A 19246-nucleotide genomic window follows, 5' to 3' on the forward strand; every position below is an offset into this window, starting at 1 on the left:
CTTGACAGCGGACATTTGGTGCGTAACCTCGTCGTAACCGGTTACTGATACCGGTTACATTTCGCTGGAGGTCCAACAAATACGGGGTCGCGGGGGCACAGACGGGGGTTCGACGGAGAGGAACCGCTCATGGCTCGTCCTGGATCGCGCCGGCCACGTTCCCGGTCTCGCCGCCGGCAACGGCGCCACCGACCCCCTGCGGTGCTGGCGGCGGTCGTCGCACTGATCGCCGGCCTGCTCGCCGTCGCCGCTCCGGCGCAGGCACAGCAGGAGGAACCGCGTTTCAGCGCTCTGGTCTTCTCCAAGACCGCGGCGTTCCGGCATGACTCGATCCCGGCCGCCACCGCCGCCGTACAGCAGCTCGCGGCTGAGCACGACTTCACCGTCGATGTCACGGAGGATGCCGCCGCGTTCACCGACGAGAACCTGGCGAACTACGACGTCGTCATCTGGCTGATGACCACCGGCGACGTGCTGAACGACGAGCAGCAGTCGGCGTTCGAGCGCTACATCCGGGCCGGCGGCGGCTACGCCGGCGTGCACTCCGCATCCGACACCGAGTACGACTGGCCGTGGTACGGCGAGCTGGTCGGTGCCTACTTCCAGGGTCACCCGCGTAACCAGGACGCGACCGTCCACGTCGCCGACCGGTCGCACCCGTCGACCGCGCACCTGGACGCACAGTGGCCCCGGTTCGACGAGTGGTACAGCTTCCGCACCAACCCGCGTGGCAACGTCCATGTGCTCGCCAGCCTGGACGAGAACACGTACGACCCCGAGGCGAACCCGATGGGGCTGGACCACCCGATCGCGTGGTGCCAGCTCTACGACGGCGGCCGCTCCTGGTACACGGGCGGCGGCCACACGATCGAGAGCTACGCCGAGCCGGCGTTCCTGCAACACCTACTGGGCGGTATCGAGACCGCGGCCGGCGTCGCCCCGGCCGACTGCGGCGGCACGGTGTGGGACAGCTTCGACAAGGTCCCGCTCGACACCGGCACCGCCAATCCGATGGAGCTGGACGTGGCCGCCGACGGCCGGGTGTTCTACATCGAGCGGGCCGGCGAGGTCCGGATGATCGACCCCGTCACCAGCCAGACCACCGTCGTCGGGACCCTCGACGTCTACACGCAGCGTGAGGACGGGCTGCTCGGCATCGCCCTGGACCCTGACTTCGCCACGAACAGCTGGATCTATCTCTACTACTCGCCGGACGGGACCGAGGCGGAGCAGCGGCTGTCCAGGTTCACCCTCGACGGCACCACGCTCGACCTGGCCAGCGAGATCCAGCTGCTGGAGGTGCCGGTCGACCGTGAGGAGTCCGGGCACGCCGGCGGGTCGCTGGCGTTCGACGCCGCCGGCAGCCTCTATGTCGCCACCGGCGACGACACCAACCCGTTTGAGTCCGACGGCTACGCCCCGATCGACGAGCGGCCCGGCCGGGCGTCCTTCGACGCCCAGCGCAGCTCCGCCAACACCGACGACCTGCGCGGCAAGGTGCTGCGTATCCACCCCGAGCCCGACGGCACCTACACCGTGCCGGACGGCAACCTGTTCGCCCCCGGCACCGCCCAGACGCGGCCGGAGATCTACGCGATGGGCTTCCGCAACCCGTTCCGGATCGAGGTCGACGCCGCAACCGGCGCGCTGCTCGTCGGCGACTACGGACCGGACGCACCGCAGGCCGACCCCGAGCGCGGCACCGAGGGCCAGGTGGAGTGGAACCGCATCACCACGGCCGGCAACTACGGCTGGCCGTACTGCCACGGCGCGGGACCGTTCCGCGACTGGGACTTCGCCACTCGGACGGCCGGCCCTGCCTTCGACTGCGCCAACCCGGTCAACGACTCACCCAACAACACCGGCCTGACACAGCTCCCGCCGGTCACCGCCCCCGACATCTACTACGGCCGCTCCGAGACCGGCACCAACGCGCCGGAGCTGGGCACCGGCGGCGGCGCGATGGCCGGGCCGGTCTACCGCTACGACGAGGCCCTGGACTCCGACGTCAAGTGGCCGGCCTACTACGACGGCACCGCGCTCTTCTACGAGTGGACCAGCACCGACGACGGCTACCTCCGGCCGTTCGACAACGACGTCTGGGAGTTCCGCCTCGACGACGGCGACATCCACGACATCAACCCGTTGCTGACGTCGATGGAATTCCAGCGCCCGATGGACATGACCTTCGGGCCCGATGGAGCGCTGTACCTGATCGAGTGGGGCACCGGCTTCGGCGGCAACAACGCCGACTCGGGCGTGTACCGCATCGAGTACACCGGCGGCGCGACCCGGCCGACCGCGGAGGTCAGCGCGGACCCGACGTCCGGCGCGCTGCCACTGACGGTGAACTTCAGCAGCGAGGGTTCCGGGTATCCGGCCGGGCTCCCGGTCACCTACCACTGGGCGTTCGGCGACGGTGCGGAGTCCACCGAGCCCCACCCGACGCACACGTACACCGTCGCCGGGCAATACTCCGCCCGGCTGACGGTGACCGCCGAGGACGGCACCGAGCGGTCCCGGACGGTGCAGATCACCGCCGGCAACACCGCACCGGAGGTGGCGCTGGATCCGCCGGTCGACGGCGGATTCTTCGACTTCGGCGACGACATCGCCTACGGGATCGAGGTCACCGATGCCGAAGACGGCTCCAGCGGGTCCGGGTCGATCTCCTGCGACGGCGTCGAGCTCGGCGTGCTGTTCGGGCATGCCGGCCACGCGCACCCGGTCGAGGTGCTGCCCGGCTGCGAGGGCGTCGTCGCCACGCGCGCCGACGACGGCCACCCGGCCGGTGAGGATCTCTTCTGGGTGTTGGAGGCCCGCTACACCGACCAGGGCGGCGACGGTGTCGGCGCACTCACCGGCCGCGACGTGCACGTCCTGCACCCGAAGCTGAAGGAGGCCGAGCACTTCTCGTCACAGAGCGGCATCCAGCTGGAGGCCACCAGCGACCCGAAGGGCGGCCGCCAGAACATCGGGTTCATCGACGACGGCGACTACATCTCCTACGAGACGATGAACCTGGCGAACATCGACGCGATCACCTTCCGTTACGCCAGTGGCGGCCAGGGCGGGCGCATCGAGATCCGCACCGGCGCGCCCGACGGGCCGCTCGTCGCCGAGAGCGGCCTTCTCGAGCCCACCGGCGGCTGGCAGCGCTGGGCCGACGTCACCGTCCCGGTCGAGGACCCCGGCGGGACCCACGAGCTGTTCTTCGTGTTCCGGCACGAGCCGGGCGCCACCGGGCTCTTCAACCTCAACTACCTGAAGTTCCGGGGCAAGGGCGTGTCGTTGGACGCGCGCCCGGAGATGCTGTCGGTGACGGCGACGCCGGAGTCCGGCGAGCTGCCGCTGCAGGTGACGCTGACCGCCGAGGCGAGCGACCCGGAGGGCGAGGAGCTTACCTACACCTGGGACCTCGGAGATGGCAGCACGGCCACCGGTGCGCAGGTCACGCACACCTACGAGCTGTCCGGGGTGTACACGCCGACGGTCACGGTCACCGACGCTTCCGGCGCGGCCGCGGAGGACTTCGTCCGCGTCGAGGCGATCCCGGAGCCGTCGCCGCCCATCGAGTGCGCCGACCCGGGCAGCGACCCGCCCCCGGACGACGAGTTCGACGGCGACCGGCTGGACGGCTGCCGCTGGGACCAGGTCGTGCGACCGGACCTCAACCGGTTCCGCGTCGAGGGCGGTCAACTGAAGATCGACACCACCCCGACGAACCTGTTCGACCAGCACAACAACGCACCCAACCTGATGCTGCAGTCCGTGCCGGACGGCGACTGGGTGGTCGAGACGAAGGTGACCGGCCCGGTCTGTGAGCAGTGGCAGCAGGGCGGCATCCTCGTCTACGACAGCGACGCGACCTTCCTCAAGCTCGACTACGTCGGCACCTCACCGCCGGGGCAGCCGTGCGTCCGGAAGATCGAGATGCGGCACGAGATCGACGACATCTTCCAGCCGGCGTTCCCCGAGGTGGAGCTGCCCGACGGCGTCACCACCTGGTGGCTGCGCCTGGAGAAGACGGGCACGACCTACACCGGCTACTACAGCGCCGACGGCGTCACGTTCGAGCAGGTCGGCGCGATCGAGAACACCCGGCTGGGTGGCGCCGACGTGGGCCTGTTCGCCTTCGGGCAGGAGCAGACGCAGCCGACCACGGTCGCCTTCGACTACTTCCACGTGGTCGACGGCGGGCCGCCCGACGACGACGTCCCGCCTGCGGTGTCCGCGACGCTGGACCCGCCGGAGCCGAACGGCGACCCCGCACCGGGCTACGAGGGCACCTACAACACGCCGGTCTCCGTCGCCGTGACCGCGACCGACGAGGGCTCTGGAGTCGAGGCCGTCGAATACGCGCTGGACGACGGCGACTGGACGCCGTACACGTCGCCCGTCACCGTCAGCGCCGACGGCGAGCACACAGTGCGGTTCCGGGCCACCGACGTCGCCGGCAACACGTCGGAACCGGGCAGCGCGATGTTCACGATCCGGGCCGATGTCTGCCCGGGTTCGGACCTGGGCCCGACCGTCGTCGTCCGTGACGCGGACTCCGGCGTGGAGAACCGGGACCGCGGCGACGGCTGCACCGTCGACGACCTCATCGAGGACGAACGGGACTGGCCCTCGCACGGTCGCTTCATGATGCACGTTCGCAGCGTCACCCAGCACCTGGTCCACGACCGGGTCATCACCAGCGCCGAACGCGGCGCCATCATCGCCGCCGCCGGCACGTCCGGCCCGCGCGGGGCCGCGTCGTGACCGAGTACCTGGAGAAAGGACGAGCCATGCGATCCCTGTTCCGCCAATCGGGTGTCGCTGCCGTGGTGGTCACCGTATCGGCCCTGGTTGCGGGCGCGATGGTGCCCACGCAGGCCGCCACGCCGGCGTCGTCGTCGGCCACGGCGACCGGCGACGACGCCCGCGCCACGCTGCAGCGCTACGCCGAGGACACCTGGGCCTCGTTCGTCGCCATGACCGACGACGACAGCGGGCTGCCGGCCGACAGTCTGCACCACGACGGCACCCGCAGCGACCAGACGTCGACGACGAACATCGGCGCCTACATGTGGAGTGCCGTCGTCGCCGAGGAACTCGGGATCATCGACCGGGGCGAGCTGGTCGATCGGCTGTCGGTGACCATCGCGACCCTGGAGCGGCTGAAACGGCACGAGGAGAGCGGCCAGTACTTCAACTGGTACGACCACCGCACCGGCGAGGTAATCACCACCTGGCCGGACAGCGGTGAGCCGATCGTCCCGCACCTGTCCTCGGTCGACAACGGCTGGCTGGCCACGGCGCTGCAAGTGGTACGGGCATCCGTCCCGGAGCTCGCCGAACCGGCCGGCGCCCTCTTCGAGAGCATGGACTTCGGCTTCTACTACCGGCCGGAGGTCAACCGCATCCTGTTCCACTACGCGCCCAGCACTGGTGACGCACCGTGCTGCTACGACACCCTGGTCAGCGAGAGCCGCATCGCCAGCTACATCGGCATCGCCAAAGGGGAACTGCCGCGTGAACACTACTTCGGCACCTGGCGCAGCTTCCCCGACACGTGCGACTGGAGCTGGCAGCAGCAGAAGCCGGTCGGCGAGTGGCGCGACTACCTACACCAGGACGTGTGGGAAGGCGCCTACCGGTACCGCGGCATGGAGATCGTCCCGGGCTGGGGCGGCAGCATGTTCGAGGCGCTGATGCCCACGCTGTTCGTGCCGGAGGAGCAGTGGGGCCGGCGCAGCTGGAACGTCAACCACCCGCTGACCGTCCGGGCACACATCGAGCACGGCCTGGAAGAGGCCCAGTACGGGTACTGGGGGTTCTCGCCGGCCAACGACACCGAGGGCGGCTACCGCGTGTACGGCGTCCCGTGGATCGGGATGGACCCGACCGGCTACCCGTCGAACAACGACGGCACCACGGTCGACCCCGGCTTCGACGGCTGCGACCGGCCGGCGCAGCCGCTGCCCGGGCCGGAGGACTACACGAACGGCGTCGTCACGCCGCACGCGTCGTTCCTCGCCCTGCGGTACGCCCCGGAGGAGGCGCTGGAGAACCTCGCCAACCTCGAACGCGACTTCGGCATCTACACCGACTGGGGCTTCCGTGACACCGTCAACGTCGACACGGGAGTGGTCGACGAGCACTACCTCGCGCTGGACCAAGGCATGATCATGGGCGCGATCGGCAACCACCTGGCCGGCGACATGCTGCGCGACGCGTTCGTCACGCCGAAGCTGACCAGCCGGGTGCGGCCGGTGATGGCGATGGAGGAGTTCGCCAACTTCCGCTGACCGGATGTCGGGCGGGGTCCGGGGACACCGGCCCCCGCCCGCGTCGGCTCGTTCCTCGCCTCCGATGCCCGACCGAACCCTGGTCCGGTGTCCCCGGACCCCGCCGGACGGCCCGCCCGCGTCGGCTCGTTCCTCGCCTCCGATGCCCGACCGAACCCTGGTCCGGTGTCCCCGGACCCCGCCGGACGGCCCTGCCGGGTCGGCCGTTCGTCCTGACTGGTGGGCGGCGCCTCGTCGTGCCGGCGGCCGCCCCGTACCCTCGAAGCAGAGGCGAGCGACGACGGAGGGAGCGCCGCCGTGACGGTGCCGGTCGACATCACCGTGCGGGCCGGGGTCCTCGACTGGGCCACCCAGACCGCGACGGACGCCCAGCCCGTGCTCCAGACGGTCGCCATCACCGTGGCCATCGGCTTCGTGATCTACAAGGCCGTGCACTCGAAGTTCTCTCTCGGCACCATCGTGGTGTCCGCGCTGGCCGCCGGCATCTTCATCTGGCTCGTCTTCAACGTCACCGAACTCAGCGACACCATCGCCGAGGACCTCCCCGGCGGCACCTCCGCCGACGACTGACCACGTCTGACCGCGTCGAAGCACGTCAGACGCCTGTCCGCAACCAGTGGTCAGGAGAGGTCAGTACCAGTAGGTGTGCCCTTCGTCACGTCCTGGCCACCATGGAACCGGGGTCATCGGCGCTCACCTGTACGGGGCCGTGCCGAACCGGCGGCAGCCGAGAAATTGGTCCGCAATTGGTCGAGGCGGGACGGGGTAGGCCGTCGCTACGCTCCGCGAAAACTCGTTCCAGGTGTTTTCCGTTCAGCGACACGGAGGGCCGGCCGGTGCTGCAGTACGTTTTCGATTTCTCACAGGGAAGCAAGGACGACCGCGATCTGCTCGGTGGCAAGGGTGCCAACCTGGCTGAGATGACATCACTCGGACTACCGGTTCCACCCGGTTTCACCATCAGCACCGAAGCCTGCCGCGCTTATCTCGCCAACGGGCGGGAACCGGACGGCCTGGCCGACGAGGTCGGGCGTCACCTCGCCGACCTGGAATTACGGATGGGAAAGCGACTCGGCGACCCGCGGGATCCATTGCTGGTATCCGTACGGTCGGGCGCGAAGTTCTCGATGCCGGGAATGATGGACACCGTTCTCAACGTCGGGCTGACCGATGCCTCGGTCGGCGGACTGGCCGAGCGCGCCGGCGACGAGAGATTCGCGTGGGACTCCTACCGGCGGCTCATCCAGATGTTCGGCACCACCGTCCTGGGCATCGACGCCGAGCATTTCGACAAGGCCATGGAAGCGGTGAAGAAGGACCGTGGCGTCGAGGCCGACCTCGACCTCGGCGCTACTGACCTGCGGCGTCTCGTCGACGAGTTCAAGGGCGTGGTGAGCCGGGAAGCGGGCCGGGAATTCCCACAGGAGCCGCGCGGGCAACTCGACCTCGCCATCCGTGCGGTCTTCGATTCCTGGAACACCGATCGTGCCCACATCTACCGGCGGCAGGAGCGCATTCCCGACGACCTCGGCACCGCGGTGAACGTCGTCTGCATGGTGTTCGGGAATCTCGGGCCCGACTCCGGTACCGGGGTCGCGTTCACCCGCGATCCGGCCACCGGGGAACAGGGAATCTACGGCGACTACCTGCCGAACGCGCAGGGCGAGGATGTCGTCGCCGGAATTCGCAACACCTTGCCGCTAGCCGAACTGGAACGCCTCGACAAAGCCTCCTACGACCAGTTGCTGGCCATCATGGAAACCTTGGAACGGCACTACCGCGACCTGTGCGACATCGAGTTCACCATTGAGCGCGGAAAGCTCTGGATGTTGCAGACCCGGGTCGGGAAGCGCACCGCCGCCGCGGCGTTCCGTATTGCCGGCCAGTTGGTCGACGAGGGGCTCATCGACGAGGACGAGGCATTGTCGCGGGTGACCGGCGCGCAGCTGGCCCGGCTGATGTTCCCGCAGTTCGACCCTGCGGCGCCACGCACGCCGATCGCTCGCGGTATGGCGGCCAGCCCCGGCGCCGCGGTCGGCAAGGCGGCGTTCGACTCCGCGACCGCCGTCGACTGGGCCGGGCGGGGCGAGGACGTGATCCTGGTCCGCCGCGAGACCAACCCCGACGACCTGCGCGGCATGGTCGCCTCGCGCGGCGTCCTCACTTCGCGCGGCGGCAAGACGTCGCATGCCGCCGTCGTCGCCCGCGGCATGGGCCGCACCTGCGTCGTGGGGGTCGAGGCCCTGCGGGTCGATCCGCGCGGCCGCGGGTTCGTCACTCCCGACGGCGTGCGCGTCGCCGAGGGGGACGTCATCTCCATCGACGGCGGTACCGGAGAGGTGTTCGTCGGCACCGTCCCGGTGGTTCCGTCGGCGGTGTCGGACGCGCTGTACGGCGAGCCGCTGCCCGACGACGTCGACGATGCCCGGCGTCAGGTCGTCGACGCGGTGCTGCGTCTCATGCGACATGCCGACGAACGACGTCGCCTGGGTGTCCATGCCAACGCCGACACCGGCGAGGACGCGCGGCGGGCCCGCGAACTCGGCGCCGGCGGCATCGGACTGTGCCGGACCGAGCACATGTTCCTCGGCGCCCGTCGCAAGATCGTCGAGCGGGTGATCCTGGCCCGCACCGACGAGCAGCGCGACGCCGGCCTGGACGAGTTGCGCCCACTGCAACGGGCCGACTTCGCGGAGATCCTGGAAGCCATGGACGGGTTGCCGGTCACGATCCGGCTGCTCGACCCGCCGCTGCACGAGTTCCTCCCGGACCTGACCGACCTGTCGGTGAAGGTGGCCGTGGCCGAAGCGACCGGTCAGTCCGACCGCGAGGCGACCGAGCTGCTCGCCGAAGTGCAGCGCCTGCACGAACAGAACCCGATGCTCGGCATGCGTGGTGTCCGGCTGGGCCTCGTCGTGCCGGGGCTGTTCCAGCTGCAGGTCAGGGCCATCGCCGAGGCCGCCGCGGAGTTGCACGGCCGGGGCCTGGACCCACGCCCGCAGATCATGGTGCCGCTGGTCGCGGCGGTGCAGGAGTTGGAGGCGATCCGCGAGATGGCCGAGGCGACCGTGGCGGAGGTGGCCGCCGAGACGGGGGAGGACCTGCGCTTCCCGATCGGAACCATGATCGAGCTGCCACGTGCGGCCATGACGGCGCACGAGATCGCCCAGGCCGCGGAGTTCTTCTCCTTCGGCACCAACGACCTCACCCAGACCACGTGGGGCTTCTCCCGCGACGACGTCGAAGCGACCTTCTTCCCCGCGTACCTGGAACGCGGGGTCTTCGGGGTGAGCCCGTTCGAGTCGATCGACGCCGAGGGCGTCGGCCGGCTGGTGTCGATCGCCGCTTGGGAGGGCAAGGAGACCCGGCCGGAGCTGGAGCTCGGGATCTGCGGTGAGCACGGAGGCGACCCGGACTCGATCCACTTCTTCGAATCGATCAAGCTCGACTACGTCTCCTGCTCACCGTTCCGGGTCCCGGTGGCCCGGTTGGAGGCCGGCCGCGCCGCGTTGGCCGCCGCCGGCGGGGAGGGCAGCGACAGCCGCTGACGCCTGGCGTGGCTGGTTGCGGGCAGTCCGGCATCTTCGCTAATGTCCGGGCTGCTCCGCAGCAAATTCGTGCGTTTTGAGTATTGAGAGGCCATAGTGCGCCGCCTTGCCTACGTTGCAGCCGTTTTGCCCGCGTTTGTCATAGGCGCGGCCGTCTCCGCCGCCGCCAATGACGTGCATCACGACCACGATCACAACTTCTTCCCCGGTAACGGGAAGGACTGTGAAGACCCGGCCGTCATCGCGGCCGCGGCCACCCTCGGCGTCACCGAGCTGGGGGAGACCCTGGCCGACATCGAGGGGTCCGACTCCGGCGAGAACGACATCCTCACCTGGACCACCCACGGCAGCGAGCAGCAGTTCCTGGACGTGGAACTGAAGGACGACTCGTACGTGATCACCGCCATCGGCGTGAAGGGCGGCCCGGACTTCGCCCTGTACGTCGAGGAGCCGTGGACCAGCCTGCACGCGCCGCACAAGGGCTGGGAGCTGGCCGACGGCCGTTCCGGTGACAAGTACCCGCGGATCAGCCACTGGTTCGCGTGCGGTATGCCGACGACGCCGCCGACGGACGAGCCCACTGTGCCGCCCACGGACGAGCCCACCGAGCCGCCGACCGACGAGCCCACCGAGCCGACCGAGCCGCCGACCGACGAGCCCACCGAGCCGCCCACGGACGAGCCCACCCAGCCGACCGAGCCGCCGACCGACGAGCCGACTCCGACGGACACCCCGTCGCCGTCCGACACTCCGTCGCCCTCGGACACCCCGAGCCCGTCGCCGTCGGAGACGGACGAGCCGGGGCTGCCCGACACCGGTAGCTCTCCCGCGGTGCTCATCGCGGCGGCTCTGACGCTGCTGGCCGTCGGCGCGGTGGCGCTGCGCAACCGCCTCGTCAAGGCGTGACCGTCTCTCCGTAACGCACTGAACGATCAGGTGCACCGCTCGGCCCAAGTGGCCCGGGTCGGTGCACCTGATCGTCTTCGACGCCGTCGGACCTTGGTACGCGTCGTCATCCTCTTGGTACGCGAGGTCCTCGCTGAGCTGGCCGAAATGTCCGATCCCAGTGGTGATTTCGCCGACCAAGGCGAATCGGACGTCAGGCGGGTCCCGATCAGGTGACCGACGGTGGAGGGCTCAGGTCCGGTCCAGCAGGCCGGCGGCGACGTCGTCGGCGATGGCCAGGCACGCGGTCGCGGCCGGCGACGGCGCGTTGCGGATGCACACGACGTTGCCGACGCGGCTGATCCGGAAGTCGTCGACCAGACCACCGTCGGCGTCCATCGCCTGGGCCCGGATGCCGGCCGGCGCGGGCGTCAGGTCGGCGGCGGTCAGTCCGGGCAGGTAGGCCGCGGCCGCCGCCGCGAACCGGTGGCGGCTGAGGGAGCCGCGCAACTCCTGCACGGCGGTGCGCCGGTTGGCCCAGGCGAACCGGCGGAACCCGGGCCACCGGGCCAGCCCGAGCAGCTCAGCGGCGTCGAGGTCGCGGCGCCGGTAACCTTCCCGGGCCAGTGCCAGCACCGCGTTGGGGCCCACCATCACCTCGCCGTCGACCCGCTTGGTCAGGTGGACGCCGAGGAACGGGTAGCGCGGGTCCGGCACCGGGTAGATCAGACCGCGCACCAGGTCGCGCCGCTCCCGCCGCAGCAGCGCGAACTCGCCCCGGAACGGCACGATGCGCGGGTACCGGTCGTCGCCGGCCAGCACGGCCAGCCGGTCCGCGTGCAGGCCGGCGCAGATCACCACCCGGTCCACGGCGATGGTCTCGCCGTGTGCGCCGGTCACCCGGACCTCGTCCTGCGACTGCGCGAAGCCGGTGACCTGGAATCCGGTACGCACGGTGCCGCCGGCGTCGACGGTGTCGGCGAGCAGCGCGGCGGCGATCTCCGTGAAGTCGACGATGGCCGTGGTGGGGGAGTGCAGGCCGGCGACACCGCGTACGTGCGGCTCGATGTCGCGCAGGCCGGCCGCGTCGAGCATCCGCACCCCGGGCACGCCGTTGGCGAGCGCCCGGTCGCGCAGGTCGTCGAGGCGGCGTCGCTGGATGTCGTCGAGGGCGACGATCAGCTTGCCGCACTCGTCGTAGCGCAGCCCCTTCTCCGCGCAGTACGCACGCAGCAGGCCGACGCCGCGGCGGGAGAACCGCGCCTTCGCCGAGCCCGGCGCGTAGTAGATGCCCGCGTGCACGACACCGCTGTTGCGTCGCGTCTGGTGCTGCCCGGGCGCGGGCTCCTTCTCCAGGACGGTGACGTCGGCGTCGTCGGCCGACCGGGCGAGTGCACGGGCGATGGCGGCGCCGACGATTCCGGCCCCGATGACGGCGTACGTGGTCACGATGCGATCCCCCGGTCCCAGGACGCGGCCCGCCCGCGAGGCGGCGCCGCCGTGGAGAGCGTAACCTCAAGCGTTGATGAGCGGCTACGACGACGCCGACCGGGAGCGCTGGGCACCCGAGCCACCGAAACGGGCGGTGCGCACGGCGTTCGAACGCGACCGGGCCCGTGTGGTGCACTCGGTGTCGCTGCGCCGCCTGGCGGCCAAGACGCAGGTCGTGGCGCCGGGCAGTGACGACTTCGTCCGTAACCGGCTCACCCACTCGCTGGAGGTCGCGCAGGTCGGCCGCGAGCTGGGCAAGGCGCTGGGCTGCGACCCGGACGTCGTCGATGCCGCCTGTCTCGCGCACGACCTCGGGCACCCGCCGTTCGGGCACAACGGCGAGCAGGTTCTCGACGAGATCGCCGCCGACATCGGCGGTTTCGAGGGCAACGCACAGACGCTGCGGCTGCTCAGCCGACTGGAGGCGAAGGCTGTGCACCCGGACGGGCGCTCGGCCGGGCTGAACCTCACCCGGGCCAGCCTCGACGCGGCCACGAAGTACCCCTGGCGGCGCGGCGAGCGCGCGGGCCGCAAGTTCGGCGTCTACGACGACGACGCCGAGGTGTTCGGCTGGCTGCGCAGCGGTGCCGCGGGGGACCGTCGCTGTCTCGAGGCACAGGTCATGGACTTCTCCGACGACGTCGCCTACAGCGTCCACGACGTCGAGGACGCCATCGTCGGCGGCTGGTTGCAGCTGGACGAGCGGCTGGACGACCCGGACGAGCGGGACCGGCTGGCGGCGCTGACCCGCGACTGGTACCTGCCCGACGCCGAACCGGACGAGATCGGCGCGGCGCTGGAACGACTGCGGGCACTGCCGTACTGGGTCGGCGACTACGACGGCCGGATGCGCTCACAGGCCGCGCTCAAGGACATGACGAGCCAGCTGATCGGCCGGTTCTGCGACCACGCCGAGCGGGCGACGCACGCGGCCTACGGCGGCGGCCGGCTCACCCGCTATGCCGCCGACCTCGAGGTGCCGAGAGCCACCCGGGTCGAGGTGGCGCTGCTCAAAGGGCTGGCGGCGGTGTATGTCATGACGGCCTCAGACCGTGCACCCATCTACGAGCGGCAGCGTGAGCTCATCGAGGAGCTGGTGGCGGCGCTGCGGCTGCGAGCCCCGGAGGCGCTGGAACCGCCGTTCCAGGAGAGCTGGGCCGGTGCCGCCGACGACGCCGCCCGGCTGCGGGTCATCGTCGACCAGGTCGCATCGTTGACCGACGATTCCGCGCATGTCCTGCACGCGGCGCTGACTGGCCGGCGCTGACCGTCCGCCGTCCGGCGCGTTTCCGTTGATCTTGGAGAACGTGCGGAATCAATCGGACATCTCGCCCAGGAATTCCGCGCTTACTCCAAGATCAACGGGGCTGCCTGCCTCAGTCCCGCTGGCAGTTCGGGCACCAGACCGTGGAGCGGCCCCCGACGCGGGCGCGACGCAGCGTCGTGCCGCACCGCGGGCAGCTGCCGTCACGATCGTCGCGGTGGCCGGTGAGCCAGGTGTCCCACCCCGGGACCCGGCCGGCCCGGGACGAGCGCTTCAGCACCGTGCGCAGGTTGCGGTGCAGGCGGCCCCGGTCGGCGTCGGTGAGGTCCTGGGTTCCGCGTTCCGGGTGGATCCGGGCCCGCCAGAGGATCTCGTCGGCCAGGAGGTTCCCGAGCCCCGCGACGACGGTCTGGTCCATGAGCGCGGGCTTGAGGCGCCGCCGGGTCACCTCGAGTCGTTTGCCGAGCTCGGCCTCGCCGAGGCCGGCCGCGTCGGGCCCGAGCTCGCCCAGCAGGTCCGCGACGTGGTCGTCGTCGGGCGCGAGCCGGAGCCCATGGAGCTTGCGCAGGTCGCGGTAGCGGAGCTCTCTCGAGGTCGTGATGATGACGACCCGGTCGTGCCGGTGACGCTCCTCATTGCCGTCGACCCAGGCCAGCGCGCCGGTCATGCCGAAGTGGAAGACCACGCTCGGCTCCGCCTGACGGTGCCGCCGGCCGGAGCGGACCGGCGCGACCAGCCACTTGCCGTGCCGCTTCGGCGTGGCGAACGTCTGCCCGGTCAACGCGTCCCGCAGCGCGTCGGCGGTGACGCCGCGCAGGACGCCGGAGTCGAGGACGTCGACGCGCTCGATCCGGTGCCCGGCCGCCCTGTCGAGCACCCGGCGGAAGCCTTCGACGTCCGGTAGTTCCGGCATGTCTACGACATACCCACGACGCCGGGTCGTATGGGACGAGCGGTTCAGCGCGACCGCGGCGGCGGTCGTAGACTCAGCTCTCGTGGCGGGACGCATCCGGGACGAGGACATCGCGGCGGTTCGCGAGCGCGCCCGCATCGACGTCATCGTCGGCGAGTACGTCGCGCTGCGCAACGCCGGCGGCGGGTCCCTCAAAGGCCTGTGCCCGTTCCACGACGAGAAGACGCCGTCCTTCCACGTCACTCCAGCCCGCGGTTTCTACCACTGTTTCGGCTGCTCCGAGGGCGGCGACGTCATCAGCTTCGTGCAGAACATCGATCAGCTGTCGTTCGCCGAGGCGGTCGAGCGGTTGGCCGACAAGGTCGGGCTGCAGCTGCGGTACGAGGAAGCCAAGGCCGGCTCGGCGCCGCGGCAGAGCCGTGAACAGCGCACCCGGCTGGTCGAGGCGCACCGCATGGCGGCGGAGTTCTACTCGGAGGCGCTGGAGTCGTCGCCGGAGGCGATGACCGGCCGCCAGTTCCTCGACGAACGCGGCTTCGACCAGACCGCGGCCGAGCGGTTCGGTGTGGGCTATGCCCCGCAAGGCGGCGAGGTGTTGCGCAAGCACCTGCGGCAGAAGGGCTTCAGCGACCAGGAGCTCATCGCCGCCGGGCTGGTCGCGCAGGGCCGCAACGCCCCGTACGACCGGTTCCGCGGCCGGCTCATGTGGCCCATCCGCGACCTGCTCGGCGACGTCGTCGGCTTCGGTGCCCGCCGGCTGTTCGACGACGACCGCATCGAGGCCAAGTACCTCAACACGCCGGAGACCTCGATCTACAAGAAGAGCCACGTGCTCTACGGGGTCGACCTCGCGAAGAAGGACATCGCGCGCACGTCGCAGGCCGTCGTCGTCGAGGGCTACACCGACGTCATGGCCTGCCACCTGGCCGGCGTCACCACGGCCGTCGCCACCTGCGGGACGGCGTTCGGCGACGACCACGCGCGTACGCTGCGCCGGCTGCTGCGCGACCAGGACGAATACCGCGGTCAGGTGATCTTCACCTTCGACGGCGATGCCGCCGGTCAGAAGGCCGCGCTGCGGGCGTTCGAGGGCGACCAGCGGTTCGTCTCGCAGACGTACGTCGCGATCGAGCCCGATGGTCTCGACCCGTGCGAGTTGCGCCAGCGCTCCGGCGACCTCGCGGTGCGCGAACTGGTGGCGCGGCACCGGCCGCTGTTCGAGTTCGCCATCCGCACCATGGTCGACGGATACGACCTGGACCACCCGGAGGGCCGCACCCGGGCCCTGGAGAAGGCGGTGCCACTGGTCGCCCAGATCCGTGACCGCGCCCTGCGGGACGAGTACGCGCGCCGGCTGGCCGGTTGGGTCGGCGCACCCGACGAGCTGTCCGTGGTGCGCCGGGTGCGGGCGGTCTCGGGGGCGCCGGAGCAGCGCGGCCGGCAGCGCCCGCCCGCCCCGCCGGCGGGTCAGCAGGCGCTGGGCGTGCCCGTACACGGCGACGTCGACCCGCAGACGCTGGGGCTGGAGCGTGACGCACTGCGCATCGCGGTGCAGCGGCCCGCGCTGGCCGGTCCGACGTTCGACGATCTGGGTGCCGACGCGTTCGTGTCGCCGGTGTACCGCGCGGTCCGCGAGACCATCGGCAAAGCCGGCGGCTGCGCCACCCAGGCCGGGGGCCACCCGTGGGTGGACGCACTGTTGGGTGCCACCTCCGATGAGGCGGTCCGGCAGGTGATCACTCAGCTGGCGGTCGAGGCGATGCCGGTCGACGAGAACGCCGTACAGCGCTACACCGTATCGGTGGTGCTGCGGCTGCACGAGGTCTGGGTGTCCCGGCAGCTGGTGTCGCTGAAGGCGAAGCTCCAGCGCACTGACCCGTCAGCGCAGGTCGAGCTCTACAACCGCCTGTTCGGTGAGCTGATGGCGCTGGAGAAGCACCGGCGCGACCTGCGCGAACGGGGCATCGGCGCCAGCACCTGACGACCGGCGGCGCCGCGCGCGGTCAGCCGTCTTCGCGGTGGAAGACGTGCCGCGTCAGCGCCTGCACGTCACCGTCGAGGTGGTCGATGCGCCGGTTGACCTCGTCAAACCGGGTGTTCATCTCGGCGCGCATGGAGTCGAACTTCGTGTCCATGGCGCCGAACTTCGTGTCCATGGCGCCGAGCCTCGTGTCCATGGATTGGAAGCGGGCGTCGAATTTCTCGTCCATCGCCGCGAATCGGAGGTCGATGGTGTCGAACCGGCTGTCGAAGCGGCTCTCGATGCCGCCGACCTTGGCGTCGACCAGGCGCAGCAGCATCGTGAACATGATGCTGACAACGGCGATGAAGCCGCCGATGAGCGTCCAGGTCTGCGCGTCGTTCATGCACTGCTCCTTCGTGGATCGTCATGGTACGACCCTGGCTGATCGCGGCGCAGCTCGGCGGGGAGAAATCGGACATTGTGGATAACGTCCGGAACTCGTCTGGCTTGTGGACAGCGTGCGGGCCAGCTGCGGCCGGCCCGAGCCGGGCATCGCGGGAATGCGGCAGGACCAGTTGACGCTTCAACCATCATGAGCGAACCACGGGAGACCGCGACCGCCGCCATCACCGAGGAAGCGCGGGAGGAGCTGGCCGCCCCGAACGGGCGGATCGTGCTCAGCACGGTGGGCGGCGCGGCAGACGTGGGCGCCGGTGCGTGCACCGACGGATTCTGCGCGCTCTGACCCCGCCCGACGTCCACGACAACGCAAGGAGAACGCGACAGTGCTGATCGAGGTGTGGTCGGACTTCGTCTGTCCCTGGTGCTACATCGGTAAGCGGCGGTTGGAGACCGCGCTGAGCCGGTTCGAGCACGCCGGCGACGTCGAGATCCTGTGGCGTAGTTACCAGCTCGACCCGACGGTAGAGCCGGGCGCCGACGGGCTGGTCCTGGACCACCTGGCCAAGAAGATGGGCGCCGGGCCGGAGCAGGTCCGCGCGATGACCGACCGGGTGACCGCGCTGGCGGCCGCCGAGGGCCTCGAGTACGACCTGGAGAACGCGCACGTCGCCAACACCTTCGACGCGCACCGCGTCGCCCACCTGGCCCGGAAGTACGACGCCGGGCCGCAGGTGCACGAACGTTTCATGCGCGCGCACCTGATCGAGACCCAGCACCTGAGCGACCCGGAGACGGTGATCCGCCTCGCGGCAGAGGCCGGCGTGCCGGCCGACGAGGCGCGCCGGGTACTGGCCGGCGACGACCACGCCGACGACGTGCGGGCCGAGATCGACCTCGCCCGGCAGTTCGGTGCCAACGGGGTGCCGTTCTTCGTCCTGGGCCGCACGCACGGCGTGTCCGGAGCCCAGCCGGTGGAGACCTTCCTGTCGGCGCTTCAGGAGGCGTACGGCCGGGCGGTCGCCGCTTCCTGACGAGCGCCACCGTAGCGGGACCGTGCCTTCCGGTGTCCCGGGCCCGGCAGGCATGATGCTCGGCATGACCCTCGTCGCTGGCATCGACTCGTCCACTCAGTCCTGCAAGGTCGTGCTCGTCGACGCCGACTCCGGCGCCGTCGTCGACTCCGCCCGGGCCGACCACCCCGACGGCACCGAGGTCGACCCGCGGGCCTGGTGGGACGCACTCGCCAAAGCCGGCGACGGTCTGCTCGAGCGGGCCGACGCCGTCGCGGTCGGGGGACAGCAGCACGGCATGGTGGTCCTGGACGCCGACGGTGACGTCGTGCGGCCGGCCCTGCTGTGGAACGACACGCGGTCAGCTGCGGCCGCCCGCGACCTGACGCAGGAGCTCGGTGGCCCGCAGGCCTGGGCTGACGCCGTCGGGCTGGTACCGGTCGCGAGCTTCACGGTCACCAAGCTGCGCTGGCTGGCCGTGCACGAGCCTGCCGCCGCCGACCGCGTCGAGCAGGTCATGCTCCCGCACGACTACCTCACCTGGCAGCTGGCCGGCCGGCCGGAGCGGCCCGTTACCGATCGCGGCGACGCCTCCGGCACCGGGTACTGGTCCGCCGGCACCAACGACTACCGGCTCGACCTGCTGCGACTGGGCTTCGGGCGCGAGATCGGCGTGCCCCGGGTGGCCGCGCCCGCCGAGGTGGTCGGGACGACGGCGTCCGGCGCGGCCATCGCGGCCGGCACCGGCGACAACATGGGCGCCGCCCTCGGCCTGACGCTGGAGCCGGGCGATGTCGTCGTCTCCCTCGGCACCAGCGGCACCGCGTTCGCTGTGTCGGAGTCGCCGGTCGCCGACGCCAGCGGGCTGGTGGCCGGGTTCGCCGATGCCACCGGCCGCCACCTCCCACTGGTGGCCACGCTGAACGCGGCTCGGGTCCTCACGGCCGCCGCCACGATGCTCGGCGCCGACCTGTCCGGCCTGGATCAGCTGGCCCTGCAGGGCGAACCCGGCGCCGGTGGCATGGTTCTGCTGCCCTACCTCGACGGCGAGCGCACCCCTGACCTTCCCGACGCGACCGGCTCGCTGGTCGGGCTCACCCGTGCCGCCATGACCCCCGCCAACCTCGCCCGCGCGGCCGTCGAAGGCATGCTGTGCGGCCTCGCCGACGGCGTGGACGCGCTGGCCGCGCAGGGCGTCGTCGTCGAGCGGGTGGTGCTGATCGGCGGCGCGGCGCAGTCGGCCGCGGTCCGTGCGGTGGCGCCCGAGGTGTTCGGCACGCCGGTGGTCGTGCCGGCGGCGGGGGAGTACGTCGCCCGCGGGGCGGCCCGGCAGGCCGCCTGGGCGCTCACCGGAGCGCCGACGCCGCCGGCCTGGCCGCTCGACGTCGAGGCGACGGTGGAGCCACGCGGCGGCGGCGCGGCTGTCCGCGAGGCCTACGCGCAGGCGCGGACCAGGTTGCACGGCTGATCGCGGGGT

The 19246-nt window shown here is 70.9% G+C and carries 13 protein-coding genes; 10 read left to right on the forward strand and 3 right to left on the reverse strand.

Annotated features, from left to right (window positions below; translation table 11 throughout):
* Window positions 1-129: 129 nt before the first annotated feature.
* The 5 genes from JIAGA_RS30530 (at window position 130) to JIAGA_RS33240 (ending at window position 10747) form a co-directional block, all read left to right on the forward strand.
* Entirely contained in the window at window positions 130-4764 is a 4635-nt protein-coding gene (locus tag JIAGA_RS30530) for a ThuA domain-containing protein (protein ID WP_084469762.1), read from the forward strand.
* Window positions 4765-4790: 26 nt separating this feature from the next.
* The gene (locus JIAGA_RS0117560) at window positions 4791-6293 is read left to right on the forward strand and encodes a glucoamylase family protein (protein ID WP_026876680.1); all 1503 of its coding nucleotides are present in this window, start codon (window positions 4791-4793) and stop codon (window positions 6291-6293) included.
* Between the two features lie 297 nt (window positions 6294-6590).
* Window positions 6591-6863, forward strand: a complete 273-nt coding sequence (locus JIAGA_RS0117565; protein ID WP_026876681.1) for a hypothetical protein — start codon at window positions 6591-6593, stop codon at window positions 6861-6863.
* A gap of 269 nt (window positions 6864-7132) precedes the next feature.
* A complete protein-coding gene (ppdK, locus tag JIAGA_RS0117570; RefSeq protein ID WP_026876682.1) occupies window positions 7133-9841 on the forward strand; it encodes a pyruvate, phosphate dikinase in 2709 nt (902 codons plus the stop codon).
* Between the two features lie 126 nt (window positions 9842-9967).
* Window positions 9968-10747 (forward strand): hypothetical protein, encoded by a 780-nt coding sequence (locus JIAGA_RS33240; RefSeq protein WP_157553271.1) that lies wholly within the window; start codon window positions 9968-9970, stop codon window positions 10745-10747.
* Between the two features lie 231 nt (window positions 10748-10978).
* Here JIAGA_RS33240 and lhgO read toward each other — a convergent pair whose 3' ends face one another.
* Window positions 10979-12178 (reverse strand): L-2-hydroxyglutarate oxidase, encoded by a 1200-nt coding sequence (gene lhgO, locus JIAGA_RS0117580; protein WP_026876683.1) that lies wholly within the window; start codon window positions 12176-12178, stop codon window positions 10979-10981.
* A 73-nt stretch (window positions 12179-12251) separates the two neighbouring features.
* Here lhgO and JIAGA_RS0117585 point away from each other — a divergent pair, with 73 nt between their 5' ends.
* On the forward strand, window positions 12252-13484 hold the full coding sequence (locus JIAGA_RS0117585; RefSeq protein ID WP_026876684.1) for a deoxyguanosinetriphosphate triphosphohydrolase: 1233 nt from the start codon (window positions 12252-12254) through the stop codon (window positions 13482-13484).
* A 109-nt stretch (window positions 13485-13593) separates the two neighbouring features.
* On the opposite strand, the gene JIAGA_RS0117590 is transcribed toward JIAGA_RS0117585, so the two are convergent.
* Entirely contained in the window at window positions 13594-14394 is an 801-nt protein-coding gene (locus JIAGA_RS0117590; protein ID WP_026876685.1) for an Fpg/Nei family DNA glycosylase, read from the reverse strand.
* An 82-nt stretch (window positions 14395-14476) separates the two neighbouring features.
* Between JIAGA_RS0117590 and dnaG the strand changes: the two genes are divergently transcribed.
* Window positions 14477-16375, forward strand: a complete 1899-nt coding sequence (gene dnaG / locus JIAGA_RS0117595) for a DNA primase (protein ID WP_026876686.1) — start codon at window positions 14477-14479, stop codon at window positions 16373-16375.
* Window positions 16376-16397: 22 nt separating this feature from the next.
* On the opposite strand, the gene JIAGA_RS0117600 is transcribed toward dnaG, so the two are convergent.
* Window positions 16398-16760, reverse strand: coding sequence for a hypothetical protein (locus tag JIAGA_RS0117600; RefSeq protein WP_026876687.1), 363 nt, complete (start codon window positions 16758-16760; stop codon window positions 16398-16400).
* Between the two features lie 189 nt (window positions 16761-16949).
* On the opposite strand from JIAGA_RS0117600, the gene JIAGA_RS34660 reads away from it, so the two are divergent.
* The 3 genes from JIAGA_RS34660 (at window position 16950) to xylB (ending at window position 19237) form a co-directional block, all read left to right on the forward strand.
* On the forward strand, window positions 16950-17102 hold the full coding sequence (locus JIAGA_RS34660) for a hypothetical protein (RefSeq protein ID WP_157553273.1): 153 nt from the start codon (window positions 16950-16952) through the stop codon (window positions 17100-17102).
* Window positions 17103-17142: 40 nt separating this feature from the next.
* Window positions 17143-17790, forward strand: a complete 648-nt coding sequence (locus JIAGA_RS0117610) for a DsbA family oxidoreductase (protein WP_026876688.1) — start codon at window positions 17143-17145, stop codon at window positions 17788-17790.
* Window positions 17791-17854: 64 nt separating this feature from the next.
* Entirely contained in the window at window positions 17855-19237 is a 1383-nt protein-coding gene (gene xylB, locus JIAGA_RS0117615; RefSeq protein WP_026876689.1) for a xylulokinase, read from the forward strand.
* The last annotated feature ends 9 nt before the right edge of the window (window positions 19238-19246 follow it).

The organism is Jiangella gansuensis DSM 44835 (genome assembly GCF_000515395.1).
GTDB lineage: Bacteria > Actinomycetota > Actinomycetes > Jiangellales > Jiangellaceae > Jiangella > Jiangella gansuensis.